Origin of the sequence: Rhizobium viscosum (assembly GCF_014873945.1) — a bacterium.
Taxonomy (GTDB): domain Bacteria; phylum Pseudomonadota; class Alphaproteobacteria; order Rhizobiales; family Rhizobiaceae; genus Rhizobium; species Rhizobium viscosum.
In genome coordinates, this window is record NZ_JADBEC010000001.1 from 3722595 (window position 1) to 3736905 (window position 14311).

The 14311-nt window shown below is 62.1% G+C and carries 19 protein-coding genes; 13 read left to right on the plus strand and 6 right to left on the minus strand.

Annotation, left to right across the window (positions count from 1 at the left end; genetic code table 11):
- Positions 1 to 17: 17 nt before the first annotated feature.
- Together H4W29_RS18300 and H4W29_RS18305 are read right to left on the minus strand one after the other, a co-directional pair.
- Positions 18 to 1229, minus strand: coding sequence for a TCR/Tet family MFS transporter (locus tag H4W29_RS18300; protein ID WP_192730772.1), 1212 nt, complete (start codon positions 1227 to 1229; stop codon positions 18 to 20).
- A 23-nt stretch (positions 1230 to 1252) separates the two neighbouring features.
- The gene (locus H4W29_RS18305; protein WP_192730172.1) at positions 1253 to 2155 is read right to left on the minus strand and encodes an NADP-dependent oxidoreductase; all 903 of its coding nucleotides are present in this window, start codon (positions 2153 to 2155) and stop codon (positions 1253 to 1255) included.
- A 188-nt stretch (positions 2156 to 2343) separates the two neighbouring features.
- Here H4W29_RS18305 and H4W29_RS18310 point away from each other — a divergent pair, with 188 nt between their 5' ends.
- The 4 genes from H4W29_RS18310 to H4W29_RS18325 all read left to right on the plus strand — a co-directional run bounded on the left by H4W29_RS18310 (position 2344) and on the right by H4W29_RS18325 (position 4863).
- Positions 2344 to 2997 carry a TetR/AcrR family transcriptional regulator gene (locus H4W29_RS18310; RefSeq protein ID WP_192730173.1) on the plus strand — a complete coding sequence of 218 codons (654 nt, stop codon included), beginning with the start codon at positions 2344 to 2346 and terminating at the stop codon, positions 2995 to 2997.
- A 216-nt stretch (positions 2998 to 3213) separates the two neighbouring features.
- Entirely contained in the window at positions 3214 to 3540 is a 327-nt protein-coding gene (locus H4W29_RS18315; RefSeq protein WP_192730174.1) for a PadR family transcriptional regulator, read from the plus strand.
- Positions 3537 to 4100: a DUF1700 domain-containing protein gene (locus H4W29_RS18320; protein ID WP_192730175.1), complete on the plus strand. Its 564-nt coding sequence runs from the start codon at positions 3537 to 3539 to the stop codon at positions 4098 to 4100. The genes H4W29_RS18315 and H4W29_RS18320 overlap by 4 nt, the downstream gene beginning before the upstream one ends.
- 52 nt (positions 4101 to 4152) lie before the next feature.
- Positions 4153 to 4863, plus strand: a complete 711-nt coding sequence (locus H4W29_RS18325) for a GIN domain-containing protein (RefSeq protein ID WP_192730176.1) — start codon at positions 4153 to 4155, stop codon at positions 4861 to 4863.
- Positions 4864 to 5048: 185 nt separating this feature from the next.
- Here the strand turns inward: H4W29_RS18325 and H4W29_RS34680 are convergent, their stop codons facing one another.
- Together H4W29_RS34680 and H4W29_RS18335 are read right to left on the minus strand one after the other, a co-directional pair.
- On the minus strand, positions 5049 to 5291 hold the full coding sequence (locus H4W29_RS34680) for a pyridoxine 5'-phosphate oxidase C-terminal domain-containing protein (protein WP_281401367.1): 243 nt from the start codon (positions 5289 to 5291) through the stop codon (positions 5049 to 5051).
- A 9-nt stretch (positions 5292 to 5300) separates the two neighbouring features.
- Positions 5301 to 5819 (minus strand): DUF6428 family protein, encoded by a 519-nt coding sequence (locus H4W29_RS18335; protein WP_192730177.1) that lies wholly within the window; start codon positions 5817 to 5819, stop codon positions 5301 to 5303.
- A 42-nt stretch (positions 5820 to 5861) separates the two neighbouring features.
- On the opposite strand from H4W29_RS18335, the gene H4W29_RS18340 reads away from it, so the two are divergent.
- The 9 genes from H4W29_RS18340 (at position 5862) to H4W29_RS18380 (ending at position 12846) form a co-directional block, all read left to right on the plus strand.
- Positions 5862 to 6218, plus strand: coding sequence for an ArsR/SmtB family transcription factor (locus H4W29_RS18340; protein ID WP_192730178.1), 357 nt, complete (start codon positions 5862 to 5864; stop codon positions 6216 to 6218).
- Positions 6215 to 6745: an arsenate reductase ArsC gene (locus tag H4W29_RS18345; protein ID WP_192730179.1), complete on the plus strand. Its 531-nt coding sequence runs from the start codon at positions 6215 to 6217 to the stop codon at positions 6743 to 6745. The genes H4W29_RS18340 and H4W29_RS18345 overlap by 4 nt, the downstream gene beginning before the upstream one ends.
- Entirely contained in the window at positions 6745 to 7188 is a 444-nt protein-coding gene (gene arsN2, locus H4W29_RS18350; RefSeq protein ID WP_192730180.1) for an arsenic resistance N-acetyltransferase ArsN2, read from the plus strand. The genes H4W29_RS18345 and arsN2 overlap by 1 nt, the downstream gene beginning before the upstream one ends.
- Positions 7185 to 7889 carry an aquaporin gene (locus H4W29_RS18355; protein ID WP_192730181.1) on the plus strand — a complete coding sequence of 235 codons (705 nt, stop codon included), beginning with the start codon at positions 7185 to 7187 and terminating at the stop codon, positions 7887 to 7889. Before arsN2 ends, H4W29_RS18355 begins: the two co-directional genes overlap by 4 nt.
- Positions 7886 to 8314, plus strand: coding sequence for an arsenate reductase (glutaredoxin) (gene arsC / locus H4W29_RS18360; RefSeq protein WP_192730182.1), 429 nt, complete (start codon positions 7886 to 7888; stop codon positions 8312 to 8314). Before H4W29_RS18355 ends, arsC begins: the two co-directional genes overlap by 4 nt.
- A complete protein-coding gene (gene arsH, locus H4W29_RS18365) occupies positions 8307 to 9014 on the plus strand; it encodes an arsenical resistance protein ArsH (RefSeq protein ID WP_192730183.1) in 708 nt (235 codons plus the stop codon). Before arsC ends, arsH begins: the two co-directional genes overlap by 8 nt.
- The gene (arsK, locus tag H4W29_RS18370; RefSeq protein WP_192730184.1) at positions 9011 to 10186 is read left to right on the plus strand and encodes an arsenite efflux MFS transporter ArsK; all 1176 of its coding nucleotides are present in this window, start codon (positions 9011 to 9013) and stop codon (positions 10184 to 10186) included. Before arsH ends, arsK begins: the two co-directional genes overlap by 4 nt.
- Positions 10187 to 10284: 98 nt before the next feature.
- Positions 10285 to 11142 carry an alpha/beta fold hydrolase gene (locus H4W29_RS18375; RefSeq protein WP_192730185.1) on the plus strand — a complete coding sequence of 286 codons (858 nt, stop codon included), beginning with the start codon at positions 10285 to 10287 and terminating at the stop codon, positions 11140 to 11142.
- Positions 11143 to 11301: 159 nt separating this feature from the next.
- Positions 11302 to 12846: a DHA2 family efflux MFS transporter permease subunit gene (locus H4W29_RS18380; protein ID WP_192730186.1), complete on the plus strand. Its 1545-nt coding sequence runs from the start codon at positions 11302 to 11304 to the stop codon at positions 12844 to 12846.
- Between the two features lie 121 nt (positions 12847 to 12967).
- On the opposite strand, the gene H4W29_RS18385 is transcribed toward H4W29_RS18380, so the two are convergent.
- Both H4W29_RS18385 and H4W29_RS18390 read right to left on the minus strand, forming a co-directional pair.
- Positions 12968 to 13738: an SDR family NAD(P)-dependent oxidoreductase gene (locus tag H4W29_RS18385; RefSeq protein WP_192730773.1), complete on the minus strand. Its 771-nt coding sequence runs from the start codon at positions 13736 to 13738 to the stop codon at positions 12968 to 12970.
- 263 nt (positions 13739 to 14001) lie between these two features.
- The gene (locus H4W29_RS18390; RefSeq protein ID WP_112547111.1) at positions 14002 to 14274 is read right to left on the minus strand and encodes a hypothetical protein; all 273 of its coding nucleotides are present in this window, start codon (positions 14272 to 14274) and stop codon (positions 14002 to 14004) included.
- Between the last annotated feature and the right edge of the window lie 37 nt (positions 14275 to 14311).

Genomic DNA, 14311 nt, shown 5'->3' on the forward strand with positions numbered 1-14311 from the left:
TGGGTCATGCAAAGTCCTCAAGCATTTGCGGCCTCTCCAATGGCACGGCTGCTCGTGCTCATCAGCACCAGCGGCACCGCAACTGCATAAAGCGCGATCACCGAGAGCCAGATGCCGCCCGGCCAGCTTTCTCGCGTGAGGAAATAGAGGGACGAGAAGCCGAGCGGCGCGATGATGGAGGCGAGGCTGATGGTGGAGGCGAGCACGCCCTGCAGTTCACCCTGCCGGTCGGGGGCGACCTTGCTTGTGGCAAGCGCCTGGAAGGCGGGGTTGCCGATGCCGACGAGGGTGAAGATCGGCATGATGGCGAAGATCATCCAGCCCTGGTTCGCGAAGGCCATCACGAGGAGGGCGCTCATGGCGGCGGCGATGCCTGTCATGACCGACCAGCGCTCGCCGAGCAGGCGGGTTGCCGGCCCCGGCAGGAAGGCCTGGCAGACGGTCTGGCAGATGCCGAAGGCGCCAAGCGACAGGCCGATCCAGAAACCGTTCCAGCCGAAAGTGTCGAAGCCCCAGAGCGCCCAGCAGGTACCGTAGGATTCACCGGCGGCGCTGAAGACGAAATAGACCAGGACGATGGGCAGAAGCCCTTTCATCGAGACGATCCGTTGCAGCGGCCGCAGCGGGTTCAGCGTGGCGAGGTTGACCTTCGAGCGAGAGGGGGTACGCGATTCAAGTGTGCGGGATTCCGGAAGGACGAAGAGGGCAAGCAGCAGGTTGGCGGCATTGAGCGCTGCGGCGGCGATAAAGGGCAGGCGCAGCCAGTAATCGCCAAGCAACCCGCCAAGGACCGGGCCGATGATGAAGCCGGCGCCGAACATGGCGTTGAACAGGCCGAAGCGGCGGGTGCGCTGATCCTCCGGCGAGATGTCGGTAATATAGGCCGAGGCAACCGACATATTGGCGCTAGTAAGGCCGGCAATGGCGCGGCCGACGAAGAGCAGCAGCAGCGATGGCGCAAAGGCCATGATGACGTAATTGATCGCCGCGCCGGCAAGCGAGATCAGCAGCACCGGACGCCGGCCGATCGTGTCGCTGAGGGCGCCGAGCATGGGTGCGAAGACGAACTGCATGGCGGCATAGAGCGCCGTCATGGTGCCGACGTAGACGGCGATGTCAGCGGTATGCGTTACGTCTTGAAGCAGACGCGGGAGGATCGGGAAGATCAGGCCGATGCCGACGGCATCGAGGCAGATTGCGGTGAAGATGACGATGAGGGGTTTGTTCATACCGAATTTGTTCATAGCGGAGCTCATGGGGAAATGATGAGTTTGCCGGTGACGCGGCCGGCGGCGCTGATGGTCTGGGCTTCGGCAGTCTGTTCGAGCGGAAAGCTTCGCTCGATGTGCAGCCGGAACTGACCCATGGAATAGAGCCGTGCCACATCGGCAAGCACTCGTTCGGGCTCCTTCGGTGGGCCGTGCGAAAACCTCGCGCCATATTCCTCCGCCGCGAAATCGGCGACGGACAGCACGCGGGTGGGATCGCCGGTCAGGGCGATCAGTTCGGGGATGATCCCGGAGCCGGCGACATCGAGAGCCGCATCGATCCCCTCGGGCGCAAGCGGCCGCACGCGATCGGCTAGGCCCGGCCCGTAGGTCGTCGGGATGGCGCCGAGGTTCTTCAGATAGTCGTGTTTCTGCGGGCTTGCCGTGCCGATGGTGGTGATGCCCCGAATGCGCGCCAGCTGGATGACGGCCGAGCCGATGCCGCCGGCGGCATCGCTGACGAGCAGCGTCTCACCGGCTTGGACGCCAAGTTCATCGAGGCTGCGCCAGGCTGTCTCCGATATGACAGGCAGGCCGCCCGCGATCTCGAAGGGCAGGTCATCGGGCTTGTGGACCCAGTGGGTGAGGATGGCATGTTCGGCCATCGTGGCCCGGCCATAGCCGAAGACGGCATCGCCGACGAAGGTGCTGGCGACGCCCGGGCCGACTTCATCGACGATGCCGGAGGCCTCCACGCCGACGCCGGAGGGAAAACCGACCTCCTCGAAAGCGCGATATTGTCCCTCGCGACGCTTCCAGTCCGAGGGATTGACGCCGGCAGCACACACTTTGATGCGCAATTCTCCGGGGCCGGGATGCGGCGGATCGATCTCGACGGTATCAAGGACTTCAGGGCCGCCATAGCGGCTGAACTGGATGGCTTTCATGGGGGCTCCTTTCGGCAGATGCAGACACGGCTCGGCCGATCGCGGTGCCGGGCACGGCGGCGCGGCTCCCCGTTTGTCTGGTCTATTATGTACTGCATATTAATGTGTACTTAGTACAGTAATAGGGTGCTTGATGATGCCTGTCAACTTCGTTGTACTCAGTACATGAATCCTGCTATGGAGGGCACATGACGATGCCATCAGACGAGACACCCTCAGATCGTAGATCCCGCAAGCGCCTTGCCACGCGGCGCGCCATCTCGCTTGCCGCCGACCGGCTGTTTTTCGAGCGGGGCTTCGAGAATGTGACGGTCGATGAGATTGCGGCCGCCGCCGATGTCGGGCGGATGACGGTTTTCAATCATTTCCCGCGCAAGGAGGACATGTTCTTCGATCGAGACGAAGAGGCGCGCGAGACACTTCGTGAGGCCTTGCGGCAGCGTGATTCCAGAGTGCCGCCGATCGAGGCATTGCGGCTGCTGGCGCATCAGCTTGTGCGGCAGCAGACGCCTTATCTGTTATTTTCCTCGGCGAGCCAGAGCTTCATCGAAACGGTGGAAAACAGCGAAACGCTGAAGGCGAGGGCGCGGGCGATCCGGGACGAGATTGCTGAAGAGCTGGCGGTGTCGCTTACGGAAAGCGTTGGCCAAGAGGCTGGCGATGCCAAGGCGAAGCTCGCCGCCGCCATGCTGCTTGCGAGCTGGAGCGTCGCCTTCATCGAGGCGCACCGGACTTTTCGGCAGGGACGGGATACGGAGAAGGCGAAGGTCGTCTTTCTCGCGCTCGTCGATCAGGGAAGTCTCGGCGTGAAGGCGGCCATGGCGGGCACGGCTTACGCCTGAAACAATTCGGCATGCGCCGAAGTGAGAATGGTGCCGGACTCCTGCGGCGCCCGTGTCCTGTGGTGCTCGAACACGGTGCGAGCCGGCGTCGATAACAAGCTCAATGTCATTTTCAAATGAGGCGGTCATGGCCGAGGCGAGCGCTCTGCGAAATTTCCGCCGCTACCTTGTATAAACAGATAGCTTGTTATATCTAATTCGCAGGCGGAGGTATCCATGACTGACTCGATCCAAGTTCAGCTGCGAAAAGGCGCCCTCGATCTCTGCGTGCTGGCCGTGCTCTCGCGCGGTGAGAGCTACGGCTACGAAATCGCCAGTACGCTGGTGGAGGCCGTGGGCATGGGGGAAGGGACGATCTATCCGCTGATGCGGCGGATGCAGAATGATGGCCTGGTGGCCACGCGCATCGTTGAATCCAGCAACGGGCCGCCGCGCAAATATTACCGGCTGACGCCGCTCGGCCAAACGATATTCGAAGCCCATCGCCGCGACTGGCGCTCCTTCTCCGATGCGGTCGACAAACTTCTTGAGGATTTGCCATGACCAGAGATGCCTTTCTACAAAAGCTGAGACATGGGCTTGCTGGGCTGCCGCCGCAGGAGATCGAAGAGATCATTGGCGACTATACCGCCCATTTTGCCGAATCCGCCGCTGCCGGGCGCAGCGAGGAGGAGGTCGCGGCGGCCTTGGGTGATCCGGCGAGAACCGCGCGGGAATTGCGCGCCGAGGTGGGGTTGCGCCGTTTCGAGGCGCATTGGAGCTTGACGAACCTTTTAGCGGCCGCCATGGCGCTCGCCGGCCTTGCGATCGTCGATATCCTTTTCCTGCTGCCGCTGCTGCTCGTTGCCATTTTCATTGCTGCGGGCCTGGCAATCGGGCTGGCGGTAACGGGCGCGGTCGGCATGAAGATCATCTTCGCCACCATGCTGCAGCTTGGCGGGCCGGTGACGGACGTGATCGCGCGCCTCTGCATCGGGGCAGGGCTGGTGAGCTGCCTCATCGGCGGCGGGGCGCTGCTCCTGCTGGGGCTCGGAGCGGGCATACGGGTGCTCGGCCATTATGCCCGGCTGCATTTCCGTCTGGCTACATTGCCTCCCGGCTGAGGCGGGCAAGGCCGTATTTGAACATTCACCACGTTGTTGAGGAGAGTGGATAATGATCGGGAAGTTAGCATTTGTCGCTGCGGCTGGAGCAATTGGCGCAGCCGTTCTTTTGACGCTCGGTATCGGGCTTTCCGGTGGCGGCTGGGTAGACGCCGCGCAGTTGATAGGTGCCACGCAATCCACCTGCGGATCGGCTGCCTCCAGCCAGGAGAAGATCGTCCTGCCGTTTGCCGCCGGTGAGGACGGTTTTACGATCGATCTGCCGGCCTCGGTGCGTTACCGGCCGGGTGAACCGGCGGAAGTCGTGGTCAGCGGCGATCCGACGCTTCTCGACCATGTGAAGCTCGACGGCGGCATGCTGAGCCTCGATTGCGATCCGGGCTGGTTTGCATCGAAGCTCGATGTCAGCATGTCAGGCCCTGCTGTCACGAACTGGACATTGCTCGGCAACGGCGACCTGACCTTGTCGGGGATCGCCCAGCCGGAATTGCGGCTGAGCATTCGCGGCAACGGCGATGTTGCCGCCACGGGACATGCCGAAACGGTTGGCGTGGACATATCCGGTTCGGGTGCGGCGCGGCTTAGGAGTCTCGAGGCGAAATCCGCTCAGGTCGCGATCCGCGGCAACGGCGATGCGCAGATGACGGCAAGCGCGGATGCCGATGTCTCGATCTCCGGAAACGGCAATGTCGAACTGTCGGGGCAACCGGTGCTGCGGCGCTCCGATATCAGCGGCAACGGCCGTATCGTGCAGGTGCCGTAAGAGGCCGGAATCAAAAGGGCGCTCGACCCTTGCGGGGAGCGCCCTTTACCTGTCAGACTCGAACGCGGCTCGACCAACGTCGATACCAAGCGCAAATCCATTTTCAGGTGAAGCCGTGAAATGGTGTGCGGCAGGGCGCATTGCAAGGGGTGACATCGGGAAACGTCGATATTTTTCCCGCCCGCTTACGGCCAGAGATTTTCGCGCTGCCAGCCGGCCTTTTCACGCCGGTATAAAAGCCGGTGATGACGTCGGTCCTCGGCGCCCTGCCAGAATTCCACCTCATGCGGCATCACGATGAAGAGCTGCCAGTGCGGCGCCACAAGTTCGGGCTCGACAGCGATGTGCCTGACACGGGGGATGAAACATGCTTTGCGGCAATGTGGAAACCGATATGATCGAACACAGGATGTTCGAAAAACGCACATTGCGCTCGTTCAGCCGCAGCATTTTCCAGCGCTGGCGGGCGCGCAGCAGGCGGCAGCCGATGCCTGTTCGGCCAGCCACCGGTCGCGCGGTTTGCAGCTTGCCGGCCGCGGGGAGAGCTCGACATGCACGGTGCCGGCGCGGAGCGTCGGCATTGCGGCGCAATAGAGCTGCATCGGCCGCACCCCGTCGCTGACTTCGAATGTCAGCCTGGCCGCGTCGTCGAGCTTCACGTGCTCGGTGACCTTGCGGATGATCGCATGGAACTTGCCTGATGGCATATGGCTGCGGTCGTCCTCTTCGATATCCCAAAGCTGAATGAAGATCTCGTTCCAGGCTTCCGGATTGGCGCCGCAGTCGAGCGCCGAAAACTGCCCGGCCTTGACTTCGGTGACGTGATAGCCGGGCTTCACCGGGCGGCCGTCATAGTAAAAGATCAGCGGTGAATCCTTGGCGCCGGAGAGGATGCTCATCAGCTCGCCGAGGGCGATATCGTCCTTCTGCATTTTGCTGTTGTCGATCGCGTTCATCTGCGTTATTCCTCGTTTCAATTATTCAAGGATTGTTGAAATATGGACCAACGTCAAGCCCTCGTCGCATTCGGCGCATTGTCGCAGGAAACCCGGCTGCAGGTCATCCGCATGCTTGTCGTCGCCGGCCCTGACGGCATGGCGGCCGGCGCGATTGCGGAAAAGCTCGAGGTGTCGCCGTCGAACGTATCCTTCCACCTGAAGGAGCTGGAACGCTCCGGTCTGATCGCGCAACAGCGGGAATCGCGCTCGATCATCTACACGGCGAATTATGAGGCGCTCGGCGGCCTTGTTCGCTTCCTGATGGAAGACTGCTGTTCCGGTCATCCGGAAATCTGTGCGCCGGCCGCAGAGGTCGCGGCCTGCTGCACTCCTAAAATGGAGGAGAAACTGCAATGACCACAGATCGCGTTTACAATGTGCTCTTTCTCTGCACGGGCAATTCCGCCCGTTCGATCCTGGCGGAATCCATCCTGAATACGGAAGGCAAGGGCCACTTCAGGGCCTATTCGGCCGGAAGCCAGCCGAAGGGCGAGGTCAATCCGCATGCGCTGAAGGAGCTGCAAGCGCTCGGCTATCCCGCAACGGGCTTCCGCTCGAAGAGCTGGGACGAATTCGCCGAGGCCGGTGCGCCCGAGATGGATTTCATTTTCACGGTCTGCGACAGTGCTGCCGGCGAAGCCTGCCCAGTCTGGATCGGCCACCCGATGACGGCTCATTGGGGCATCGAAGATCCCGCCGCAGTCGAAGGCAGCGAAGTGGAAATTGGCCGCGCCTTCGCTCAAGCCGCCCGCTTCCTCAAGAACCGCATCATGTCCTTCATTAGCCTGCCGATCACGTCGATCGACAAGCTGGCGCTTGAAACGCATCTGCGCCAGATCGGCACCATGGAAGGCGCAAGCATCAAACAGCCAAAGGCAAGCTGATGGGTGTTGCCCTTCATCAACAGGCAGTGGAAGGCAATGACGACGGCCTGCGTTCGGCACTCGCCGGCGCCGGCCTTCCGGTCGATGACCTGACGGATGCCGGCCGCAGCTTCTTCCGTTTTTCCCAGGGTGGCGAGACGGTCGGTTTCGGCGGGCTGGAACTTTACGGCGAGGCTGCGTTCCTGCGCTCCATCGTGGTCCTGTCCGATCGGCAGGGTTTCGGTTTCGGCCATGCCATAACGCTCGGCCTGCTCGATCAGGCCCGCAGACAAGGCGCGGATGCTGCCTATCTGCTGACGGAATCGGCCGCGCCGTTCTTCCTGTCGCTCGGCTTCCGCCCGATCGCCCGCGATGAAGCGCCGGCTGCCATCCAGACGACGCGGCAGGCCGCAAGCCTCTGCCCGGCATCGGCCGCCTTGATGGTGCGGAGCCTGCCGGCATGAGTGCGGTCTTTCCACTATCGCGGCGCGTCGTCGCCGAAGCGCTCGGCACGATGCTGCTGGTCGCAACCGTGGTCGGTTCAGGCATCATGGCCGACAAGCTGACGGACGATACCGCCCTTGCGCTGCTCGGCAATACGCTGGCAACGGGGGCCATACTGGTCGTGCTGATTACCACGCTCGGGCCGATTTCCGGGGCGCATTTCAACCCCGTCGTTTCGATGATCCTTGCCATCAGGCGCGAATTGCCCGGCTCATCGCTGGCGCCCTATATTGCCGCGCAGATCGTCGGCGGCATTGCCGGCACCGTGCTTGCGCACGGCATGTTCGCTCTGTCTTTGCTGCAGGCGTCGGAAACCGTGCGATCAGGCAGCGCGCAATGGCTCTCCGAGGTGGCGGCGACCTTCGGCCTCGTCTTCGTGATCCTTTCGGGCATCCGCTTCCGCGCCGATGCCGTGGCATGGCTGGTCGGCCTCTACATCACGGCCGCCTACTGGTTCACCGCATCCACGTCCTTCGCAAATCCGGCCGTGGCGATTGCCCGGTCGCTGACGAATACCTTTTCCGGCATTCGGCCGGTCGATCTTCCGGGCTTCATCATCGCCGAAATCCTCGGCGCAGTGCTGGCACTGATGCTTGCGGGATGGCTGCTGATGGAAGCCCGTAATCCTGAAACGCTCACTGAAACGGAATCTGCCCCATGACCATGGATGTTACGATCTATCACAACCCGGAATGCGGCACTTCGCGCAACACGCTGGCAATGATCCGCAATGCCGGCATCGAGCCCGATGTCATCGAATATCTGACAGATCCGCCTTCGCTCGAAGAACTGGTGAAGATGATTGCCGATGCCGGCCTGACAGTGCGGCAGGCGATCCGCGAGAAGGGAACTCCCTATGCCGAACTCGGCCTCGACAATCCTGACCTGACCGACGGGCAACTGCTCGATGCGATGCTGAAAGACCCGATCCTGATCAACCGACCATTCGTCATCACGCCGCTCGGCACGCGCCTCGCACGCCCCTCGGAATTGGTTCTGGATATCCTGCCCGACACGCACAAGGGCGCCTTCACCAAGGAAGACGGCGAGAAGGTGCTCGACGCCGGGGGCAAGCGCATTGTCTGATTTGCAAGCCGCTGCGCCAGAACATCTGCGCCAGCTTGATCTGGCGCAGCTTCGCCCGGCATTCTCCTCGCATAGGCCGCGTATTCTGATCCTCTATGGTTCGCTTCGCACGGTCTCCTACAGCCGCTTCCTCGCGCAGGAGGCCGCAAGATTGCTCGAACATTTCGGTTGCGAGGTTCGGATCTACAATCCGGAAGGCCTGCCGCTTCCCGATAGCGCTCCGATCAGCCATCCCAAGGTAGCGGAGCTGCGGGATCTGTCGGAGTGGTCGGAAGGTCAACTCTGGGTGAGCCCGGAGCGCCACGGTGCGATGACTGGCATCATGAAGGCGCAGATCGACTGGATTCCGCTCTCGGTCGGTTCCGTCAGGCCGACACAGGGCAAGACATTGGCGCTGATGCAGGTTTCGGGCGGCTCGCAATCCTTCAACGCGATCGGCCAGTTACGCATTCTCGGCCGCTGGATGCGCATGATCACCATCCCCAACCAGTCGTCGGTCGCGAAAGCCTTCCAGGAGTTCGACGCCGACGGCCGCATGAAACCCTCATCCTTTTATGACCGCGTCGTCGATGTCTGCGAGGAGCTGGTGAAGTTCACCTGGCTGACGCGCGACGCGTCCAGCTACCTCACCGATCGCTACAGCGAGCGGAAGGAAGAGGCTCAGAAGCTGGAGCAGCGCGTGAGCCTGAAATCCATATGAGCGAACGCATTCCGCTTCCCGCCGTGCTCGGGCTCGGCGTCACCCAGATCATCGGCTACGGCACCCTCTATTACAGTTTCAGCATCCTCGCGCCCGACATGGCGGCCACTCTCGGCTGGTCGAACGAATGGATTTTCGGAGCACTCTCCGTTGCACTTCTGGCCGGCGGATTGACGGCGCCGTGGCTCGGCGTGATGATCGACAGGATCGGGGCAGGGCGGGTGATGACATTGGGTTCGGCCGTTGCGGCGCTCGCGCTCATTGCCTGCGCCTATGCGCCCGGCAAGGCATCCTATGTCGCGGCGCTCATCGCCATCGAGATTGCAGCCAACTTCGTGCAGTATGGGGCAGCCTTTGCGCTGCTCGTGCAGCTGCGGCCGCAGGTCGCGTCACGCAGCATCACCTATTTGACGCTGATTGCCGGTTTCGCCTCGACGATCTTCTGGCCGATCACCACGGCGCTGCATGCGGCCCTCTCATGGCAGAATGTCTATCTGGTCTTTGCGGCCCTCAACATGGCCGTCTGCGTGCCTGTTCATGCGTGGCTTTCGCGCGGCGTGGCCGGGCGCCGGGCAATGGCATCGACGGCTGCGCCGCGCGTGGAAGGCATCTTGCCGCCTGCGCGCCGCCGCCTCGGATTCGGCCTGATGGTCACGGGATTTTCGCTGATGTCGCTCGTCGGCTCGGCAATGCTGGTGCATATGGTGCCGCTGCTCTCCGGCCTCGGGCTTGGCGGTGCCGCGGCGCTGGCCGGCACCTTGTTCGGCCCGTCGCAGGTTGGCAGCCGGCTGATCAACATGATCTTCGGCAAGGGCCTGCCGGCGCTCTCGCTGGCGCTGATTTCGGCGCTCCTGATCCCCTGCGGCGTGCTGGTGCTGCTGGTTTCGGCACCGTCAGTGGCCGGCGCCATGCTCTTTGCCGTTATCTTCGGCATGGGCAACGGCCTGCTCAGCATCGTCAGCGGCACCTTGCCGCTGCAGCTTTTCGGCAGCGACGGTTATGGCAAGCTGCAGGGCAGGATGATGGCGGCGCGGTTGATCCTTTCGGCGCTGGCGCCCTTCGTCCTGGCCTTCGGTATGGCCAATATCGGCATTGCGCCGTCGCTCGGCATCACCGCCGCCCTGGGCGGGCTTTCCATCATTGCCTTTCTCCTCATCGCAGCAATGCGATGATAGCGTACCGCCTCAGGGCGGTTGATGACCTTCGATAAAAGGGAACTCTGGGTTCCGGCCCGCATTTTCCCGAGAGGGTCATGGGGACGGAGTTTCCGATGCAATCACCGAGCCGGCAACAGTTTCGTCTTTCCAACGGCAGAATTTTGTCCTTCGTGACGGCCGGCGCGCCGCCGAGCCCGCCGATCCTTCTGCTCCACGGGTTTCCGAGTTCGTCACGGACATTTCGCGATATCATACCCCGCCTGTCTGGCGTGGCGCAGGTGATCGCGCCCGATTTGCCGGGGTTTGGCGAATCCGAGGTTCTGCCGTCGCCATCCTTCAGTGCCTTCGCCGAGGCGATTTCCGAGCTGCTGGAACAGCTCGGCATCGGCCTCCGCCACATTTACCTTCACGATTTCGGTGCGCCTGTCGGATTCGACATCGCCATGCGGGCGCCGGACGATGTTCTCGGCCTCATCATCCAGAACGCCAATGCCCACATGACCGGCCAGGGGCCTGCCTGGGCAGCAACCCAGGCATTCTGGAGCGCGCCTTCGCGCGAGAACGAGGCGGCTGCGACCGCTCACCTGACTTTCGAAGGGATCCGTGATCAATATGTGGCCGGTGTACCTGATGATGTCGCCGCGCGCATGGCAGCGGAAAGCTGGGAGGAGGATTGGCGGGTGATGCAGCTGCCGGGGCGCATGGAAACGCAGCGCGCCCTGATCGCGGATTACGGGAACTATGTTTCCAAATTCGCAGCGATTGCCGACTATCTCGCGACATATCAGCCTGCCTCTCTGATGATCTGGGGACGGCACGATCCGTTCTTCGAACTCAGGGAAACACTGTCCTGGATGGAGGCGCTGCCGAGAATGGAAACCCATATTCTCGATGGCGGGCACTTCCTGCTCGAAACACACGCGCCCGTCGCGGCGCAGCTGATTGCCGGGTTCCTGTCGCGCAATCGGTGACCCGCGGATGTGGATCGAGGCATTTCACCGAGCCACCTCTTTGTGATCGCGGCAGTCGCAATCCCCCCATTATGCTTTGGCATGCCGGTTCATGCCCTGCTATTGTCCCTCGTCGATGCGTTGATCCTGAGATTCCACTCAGGTTTCTAGGACCACTCCATGTCCCACCGGTCTGAACCCGTTTTATCCGCAATTCCATCACAGCTCAGATGGATCGGCTTCCTGGCGATGTGCCTGGGCATGTTCATGGCCATCCTCGATGTTCAGGTGGTCGCAACCTCGCTTCCGACCATCCAGTCGGCGCTTGATATTCATCCGGATCAGATGAGCTGGGTGCAGACCGCCTATCTCATCGCCGAAGTGGTGGCGATACCGCTGACGGGGTTTCTCACGCGCCTGCTGACGATGCGCTGGCTCTTCGTCGTGTCGCTGTCGCTGTTCGTGATCGCCTCGGCGGGCTGTGCGGCGAGCGACAGTTTTGGCGGGCTCGTCACCTGGCGGGTCATTCAAGGTTTTTCCGGCGGCACGCTGATCCCCTCGGTGTTTTCGGCCGTGTTCATTCTCTTTCCGGACGAGCGGCAGGCGCTGGCGACGACGATCGCCGGTGTTCTCGCTGTTCTCGCGCCGACCATCGGGCCTATCGTTGGCGGCTGGCTGACCGAGACCTATTCATGGCACTGGCTGTTCCTGATCAATATCATCCCCGGCATTCTGGCAGCGCTCGTTGCCATGCGCTCGCTTCCGCGCGAGGGCGTCAATCTCTCCGAGCTCTGGCATCTCGATATCGTCTCACTGCTGCTGATGGCGGCAAGCCTTGCCGCACTGGAAATCGGCCTCAAGGAAGCGCCGACGAGCGGCTGGACCTCACTTTACGTCTCCGGCCTCATCGGCCTCTCGGCGGTTTCGGGATTCGTATTCGCATGGCGCTCGCTGAAGAGAGCCATACCCCTGGTCGAGCTCAGGAATTTCGGTGACCGGAACTTCCTGGCGGGCTCGGCAATGAGCTTCATTCTCGGCATCGGCCTCTTCGGCTCCGTCTATCTCATGCCGGTCTTTCTCGCCTTCGTGCGCGGGCACAACGCGCTCGAAATCGGCATGACGATGCTGGTGACGGGCATCGCCCAGCTCATCACCGCGCCGATCGCGGTGGCGCTCGAAAAACGGATGGATGCGCGGTTGCTGTCTGCGGCCGGTTTCACGCTTTTTGCCATCGGCATCGGCATGAGCGCCTTTCAGGACCCGCAGACCGATTTCGACGCGATGTTCTGGCCGCAGATCATCCGCGGCACCGCCATCATGTTCTGCCTGCTGCCGCCGACGCGCCTCGCGCTCGGCACCCTGCCGCCGGAGCGCATTCCAGATGCCAGCGGCCTGTTCAACCTGATGCGCAACCTTGGCGGCGCAATCGGCATCGCGCTGATCGACACCATCGTCTACACGCGCTCGGGACCACTCGGCGACAGCCTCTGGGAGCGGCTGAAAGCGGGGGACGTAGGGGTTGCCGCCTTTGTCGGCGCACCGCTGCAGGCGATTGCGGGGCATCAGGGCGAGTTCGACGCGGATACGACGTCCATGCTCGATCCGCTGGTGCAGACGGCGGCGAGTGTTCAGGCGATCAACGAGGCGTGGATGGTGGTTGCAGTGCTGACGGCCTGTGCGCTGCTGTGGGTGCCGTTTGCGAAGAAGGTAGAGGTGGCCGGGTGAGGGGCCGCGCCAGGGCGAAAAATCACCAATGCGATGGTCGAAACCCCAGATCGCCATCGCCTTTGCAGATGATGTAAGGCGGTCCTTGTCAGGGGAACGTCGCTCTCGGAGTCGCTCGGCCTCAGGCGACGGACCATCCACCGTCCACCAGCAAGTTCGCGCCGGTGATCAGGCTTGCAGCCGGCGATGCAAGGAAGACGACGGCACCCACCACATCATCGGTTTCACCGATCCGGCCGAGTGGAATGTGACCGAGGGTCGCTTTGTGATTGTCGGCATCGGATAGAAAAGGTGCTGTACCGTCGGTATGAATGAAGGTCGGTGATACGGTATTCACGGTGATATTGTAGCGTGCCCATTCGGCCGCAAGGCAGCGCGTGAGGTGATTGATTGCCGCCTTGCTCATGCAATAGATCGCTTCGCCACGCAGTGCCACGGTACCGGCCTGCGAACTGATGTTGATGATCCGGCCCCCATTGCGCTTGATCATGTGACGGCCGACTGCCTGGGTCATCAGAAAGGTGCCCTTGATGTTGACGTCGAGTATCTCGTCAAGGTCCTTCTCCTCGACGAGTTCCGCGAGGTTGCCCGGAGCCACGCCGACGTTGTTGACGAGGATGTCGATCCGACCGAACGCAGCCAGCGCCGCGTCGACGGCTTGCGCGATATGGGCCTTGTTGGGAATGTCCAGTTCAACCGGGAGAACTTTTCGGCCCGTGCCCTCGAGTTCGGCAACCAGGCCCGCTGAGGCTGCGACATCACGGACCCCCAAAACAATATCGGAGCCTGCTGCGGCGCAGGCAAGTGCGCAAGCCCGACCGATGCCGCGGCTCGCTCCCGTCACCAAAGTCACCTTGCCCGCAAGGCTGAAGTCCGGCGCGTTCTTCTGCATCATGATGCCTCCCTCGATGAAGCTCATTTATGCCAGCGTCGGTGTGCGGATGCCAGATGTTCTGCGCACATCAATGAGCTTCCCCCGGCGTCTCGCGCAGCACGCGCTTACTCGCCCGACGGATTGCGCAGAGGCATCAGGGAGTTGTCGGGGAATTCCTAGTCTTCGGCGCCGACGAGGCAGTTGTTGCCGATCATGCAGTCGGGTTCATGCCGATGCCGGCACGGGCAGCCCTAGGGCCGCCCGCATCTCTCTGACAAGCTTCACATGTTGCTCATGCTTTTCATGGCTTTTTCCATGTGCGTCTTGCACTCTTCCATCTTGTTGGCCTTCATGGAATCCTTGGCCATCATCATTTCCTTGGACGCCATTTCCTTCTTTTCCTTCATGGCGGGATCCGTCATGGCATCCATGTCGGCCTGCATTTTCATCATCGAAGCCTCGTCGCATTTCGCCGACATCATCGCGTCCTGCGCAAAGGCAGGCAGCGCGGAAGCCGCTGCCAGGACGATTGCTGCTGCTGTGCATTTCAACATGACCTTCTCCTCCTTGTGGGCGCCATTGCCCTTTGCA

What these genes read in the sequence shown, in the direction of transcription:
- H4W29_RS18380 (WP_192730186.1), top strand. Translation starts at nt 11,302, where the DNA reads ATGTCCCACCGGTCTGAACCCGTTTTATCCGCAATTCCATCACAGCTC.
- H4W29_RS18340 (WP_192730178.1), top strand. Translation starts at nt 5,862, where the DNA reads ATGGACCAACGTCAAGCCCTCGTCGCATTCGGCGCATTGTCGCAGGAA.
- H4W29_RS18345 (WP_192730179.1), top strand. Translation starts at nt 6,215, where the DNA reads ATGACCACAGATCGCGTTTACAATGTGCTCTTTCTCTGCACGGGCAAT.
- H4W29_RS18315 (WP_192730174.1), top strand. Translation starts at nt 3,214, where the DNA reads ATGACTGACTCGATCCAAGTTCAGCTGCGAAAAGGCGCCCTCGATCTC.
- arsK (WP_192730184.1), top strand. Translation starts at nt 9,011, where the DNA reads ATGAGCGAACGCATTCCGCTTCCCGCCGTGCTCGGGCTCGGCGTCACC.
- H4W29_RS18390 (WP_112547111.1), bottom strand. Translation starts at nt 14,274, where the DNA reads ATGTTGAAATGCACAGCAGCAGCAATCGTCCTGGCAGCGGCTTCCGCG.
- H4W29_RS18320 (WP_192730175.1), top strand. Translation starts at nt 3,537, where the DNA reads ATGACCAGAGATGCCTTTCTACAAAAGCTGAGACATGGGCTTGCTGGG.
- H4W29_RS18325 (WP_192730176.1), top strand. Translation starts at nt 4,153, where the DNA reads ATGATCGGGAAGTTAGCATTTGTCGCTGCGGCTGGAGCAATTGGCGCA.
- H4W29_RS18335 (WP_192730177.1), bottom strand. Translation starts at nt 5,819, where the DNA reads ATGAACGCGATCGACAACAGCAAAATGCAGAAGGACGATATCGCCCTC.
- arsC (WP_192730182.1), top strand. Translation starts at nt 7,886, where the DNA reads ATGACCATGGATGTTACGATCTATCACAACCCGGAATGCGGCACTTCG.
- H4W29_RS18300 (WP_192730772.1), bottom strand. Translation starts at nt 1,229, where the DNA reads ATGAACAAACCCCTCATCGTCATCTTCACCGCAATCTGCCTCGATGCC.
- H4W29_RS18375 (WP_192730185.1), top strand. Translation starts at nt 10,285, where the DNA reads ATGCAATCACCGAGCCGGCAACAGTTTCGTCTTTCCAACGGCAGAATT.
- arsN2 (WP_192730180.1), top strand. Translation starts at nt 6,745, where the DNA reads ATGGGTGTTGCCCTTCATCAACAGGCAGTGGAAGGCAATGACGACGGC.
- H4W29_RS18385 (WP_192730773.1), bottom strand. Translation starts at nt 13,738, where the DNA reads ATGCAGAAGAACGCGCCGGACTTCAGCCTTGCGGGCAAGGTGACTTTG.
- H4W29_RS18305 (WP_192730172.1), bottom strand. Translation starts at nt 2,155, where the DNA reads ATGAAAGCCATCCAGTTCAGCCGCTATGGCGGCCCTGAAGTCCTTGAT.
- H4W29_RS18355 (WP_192730181.1), top strand. Translation starts at nt 7,185, where the DNA reads ATGAGTGCGGTCTTTCCACTATCGCGGCGCGTCGTCGCCGAAGCGCTC.
- H4W29_RS18310 (WP_192730173.1), top strand. Translation starts at nt 2,344, where the DNA reads ATGACGATGCCATCAGACGAGACACCCTCAGATCGTAGATCCCGCAAG.
- H4W29_RS34680 (WP_281401367.1), bottom strand. Translation starts at nt 5,291, where the DNA reads ATGTGCGTTTTTCGAACATCCTGTGTTCGATCATATCGGTTTCCACAT.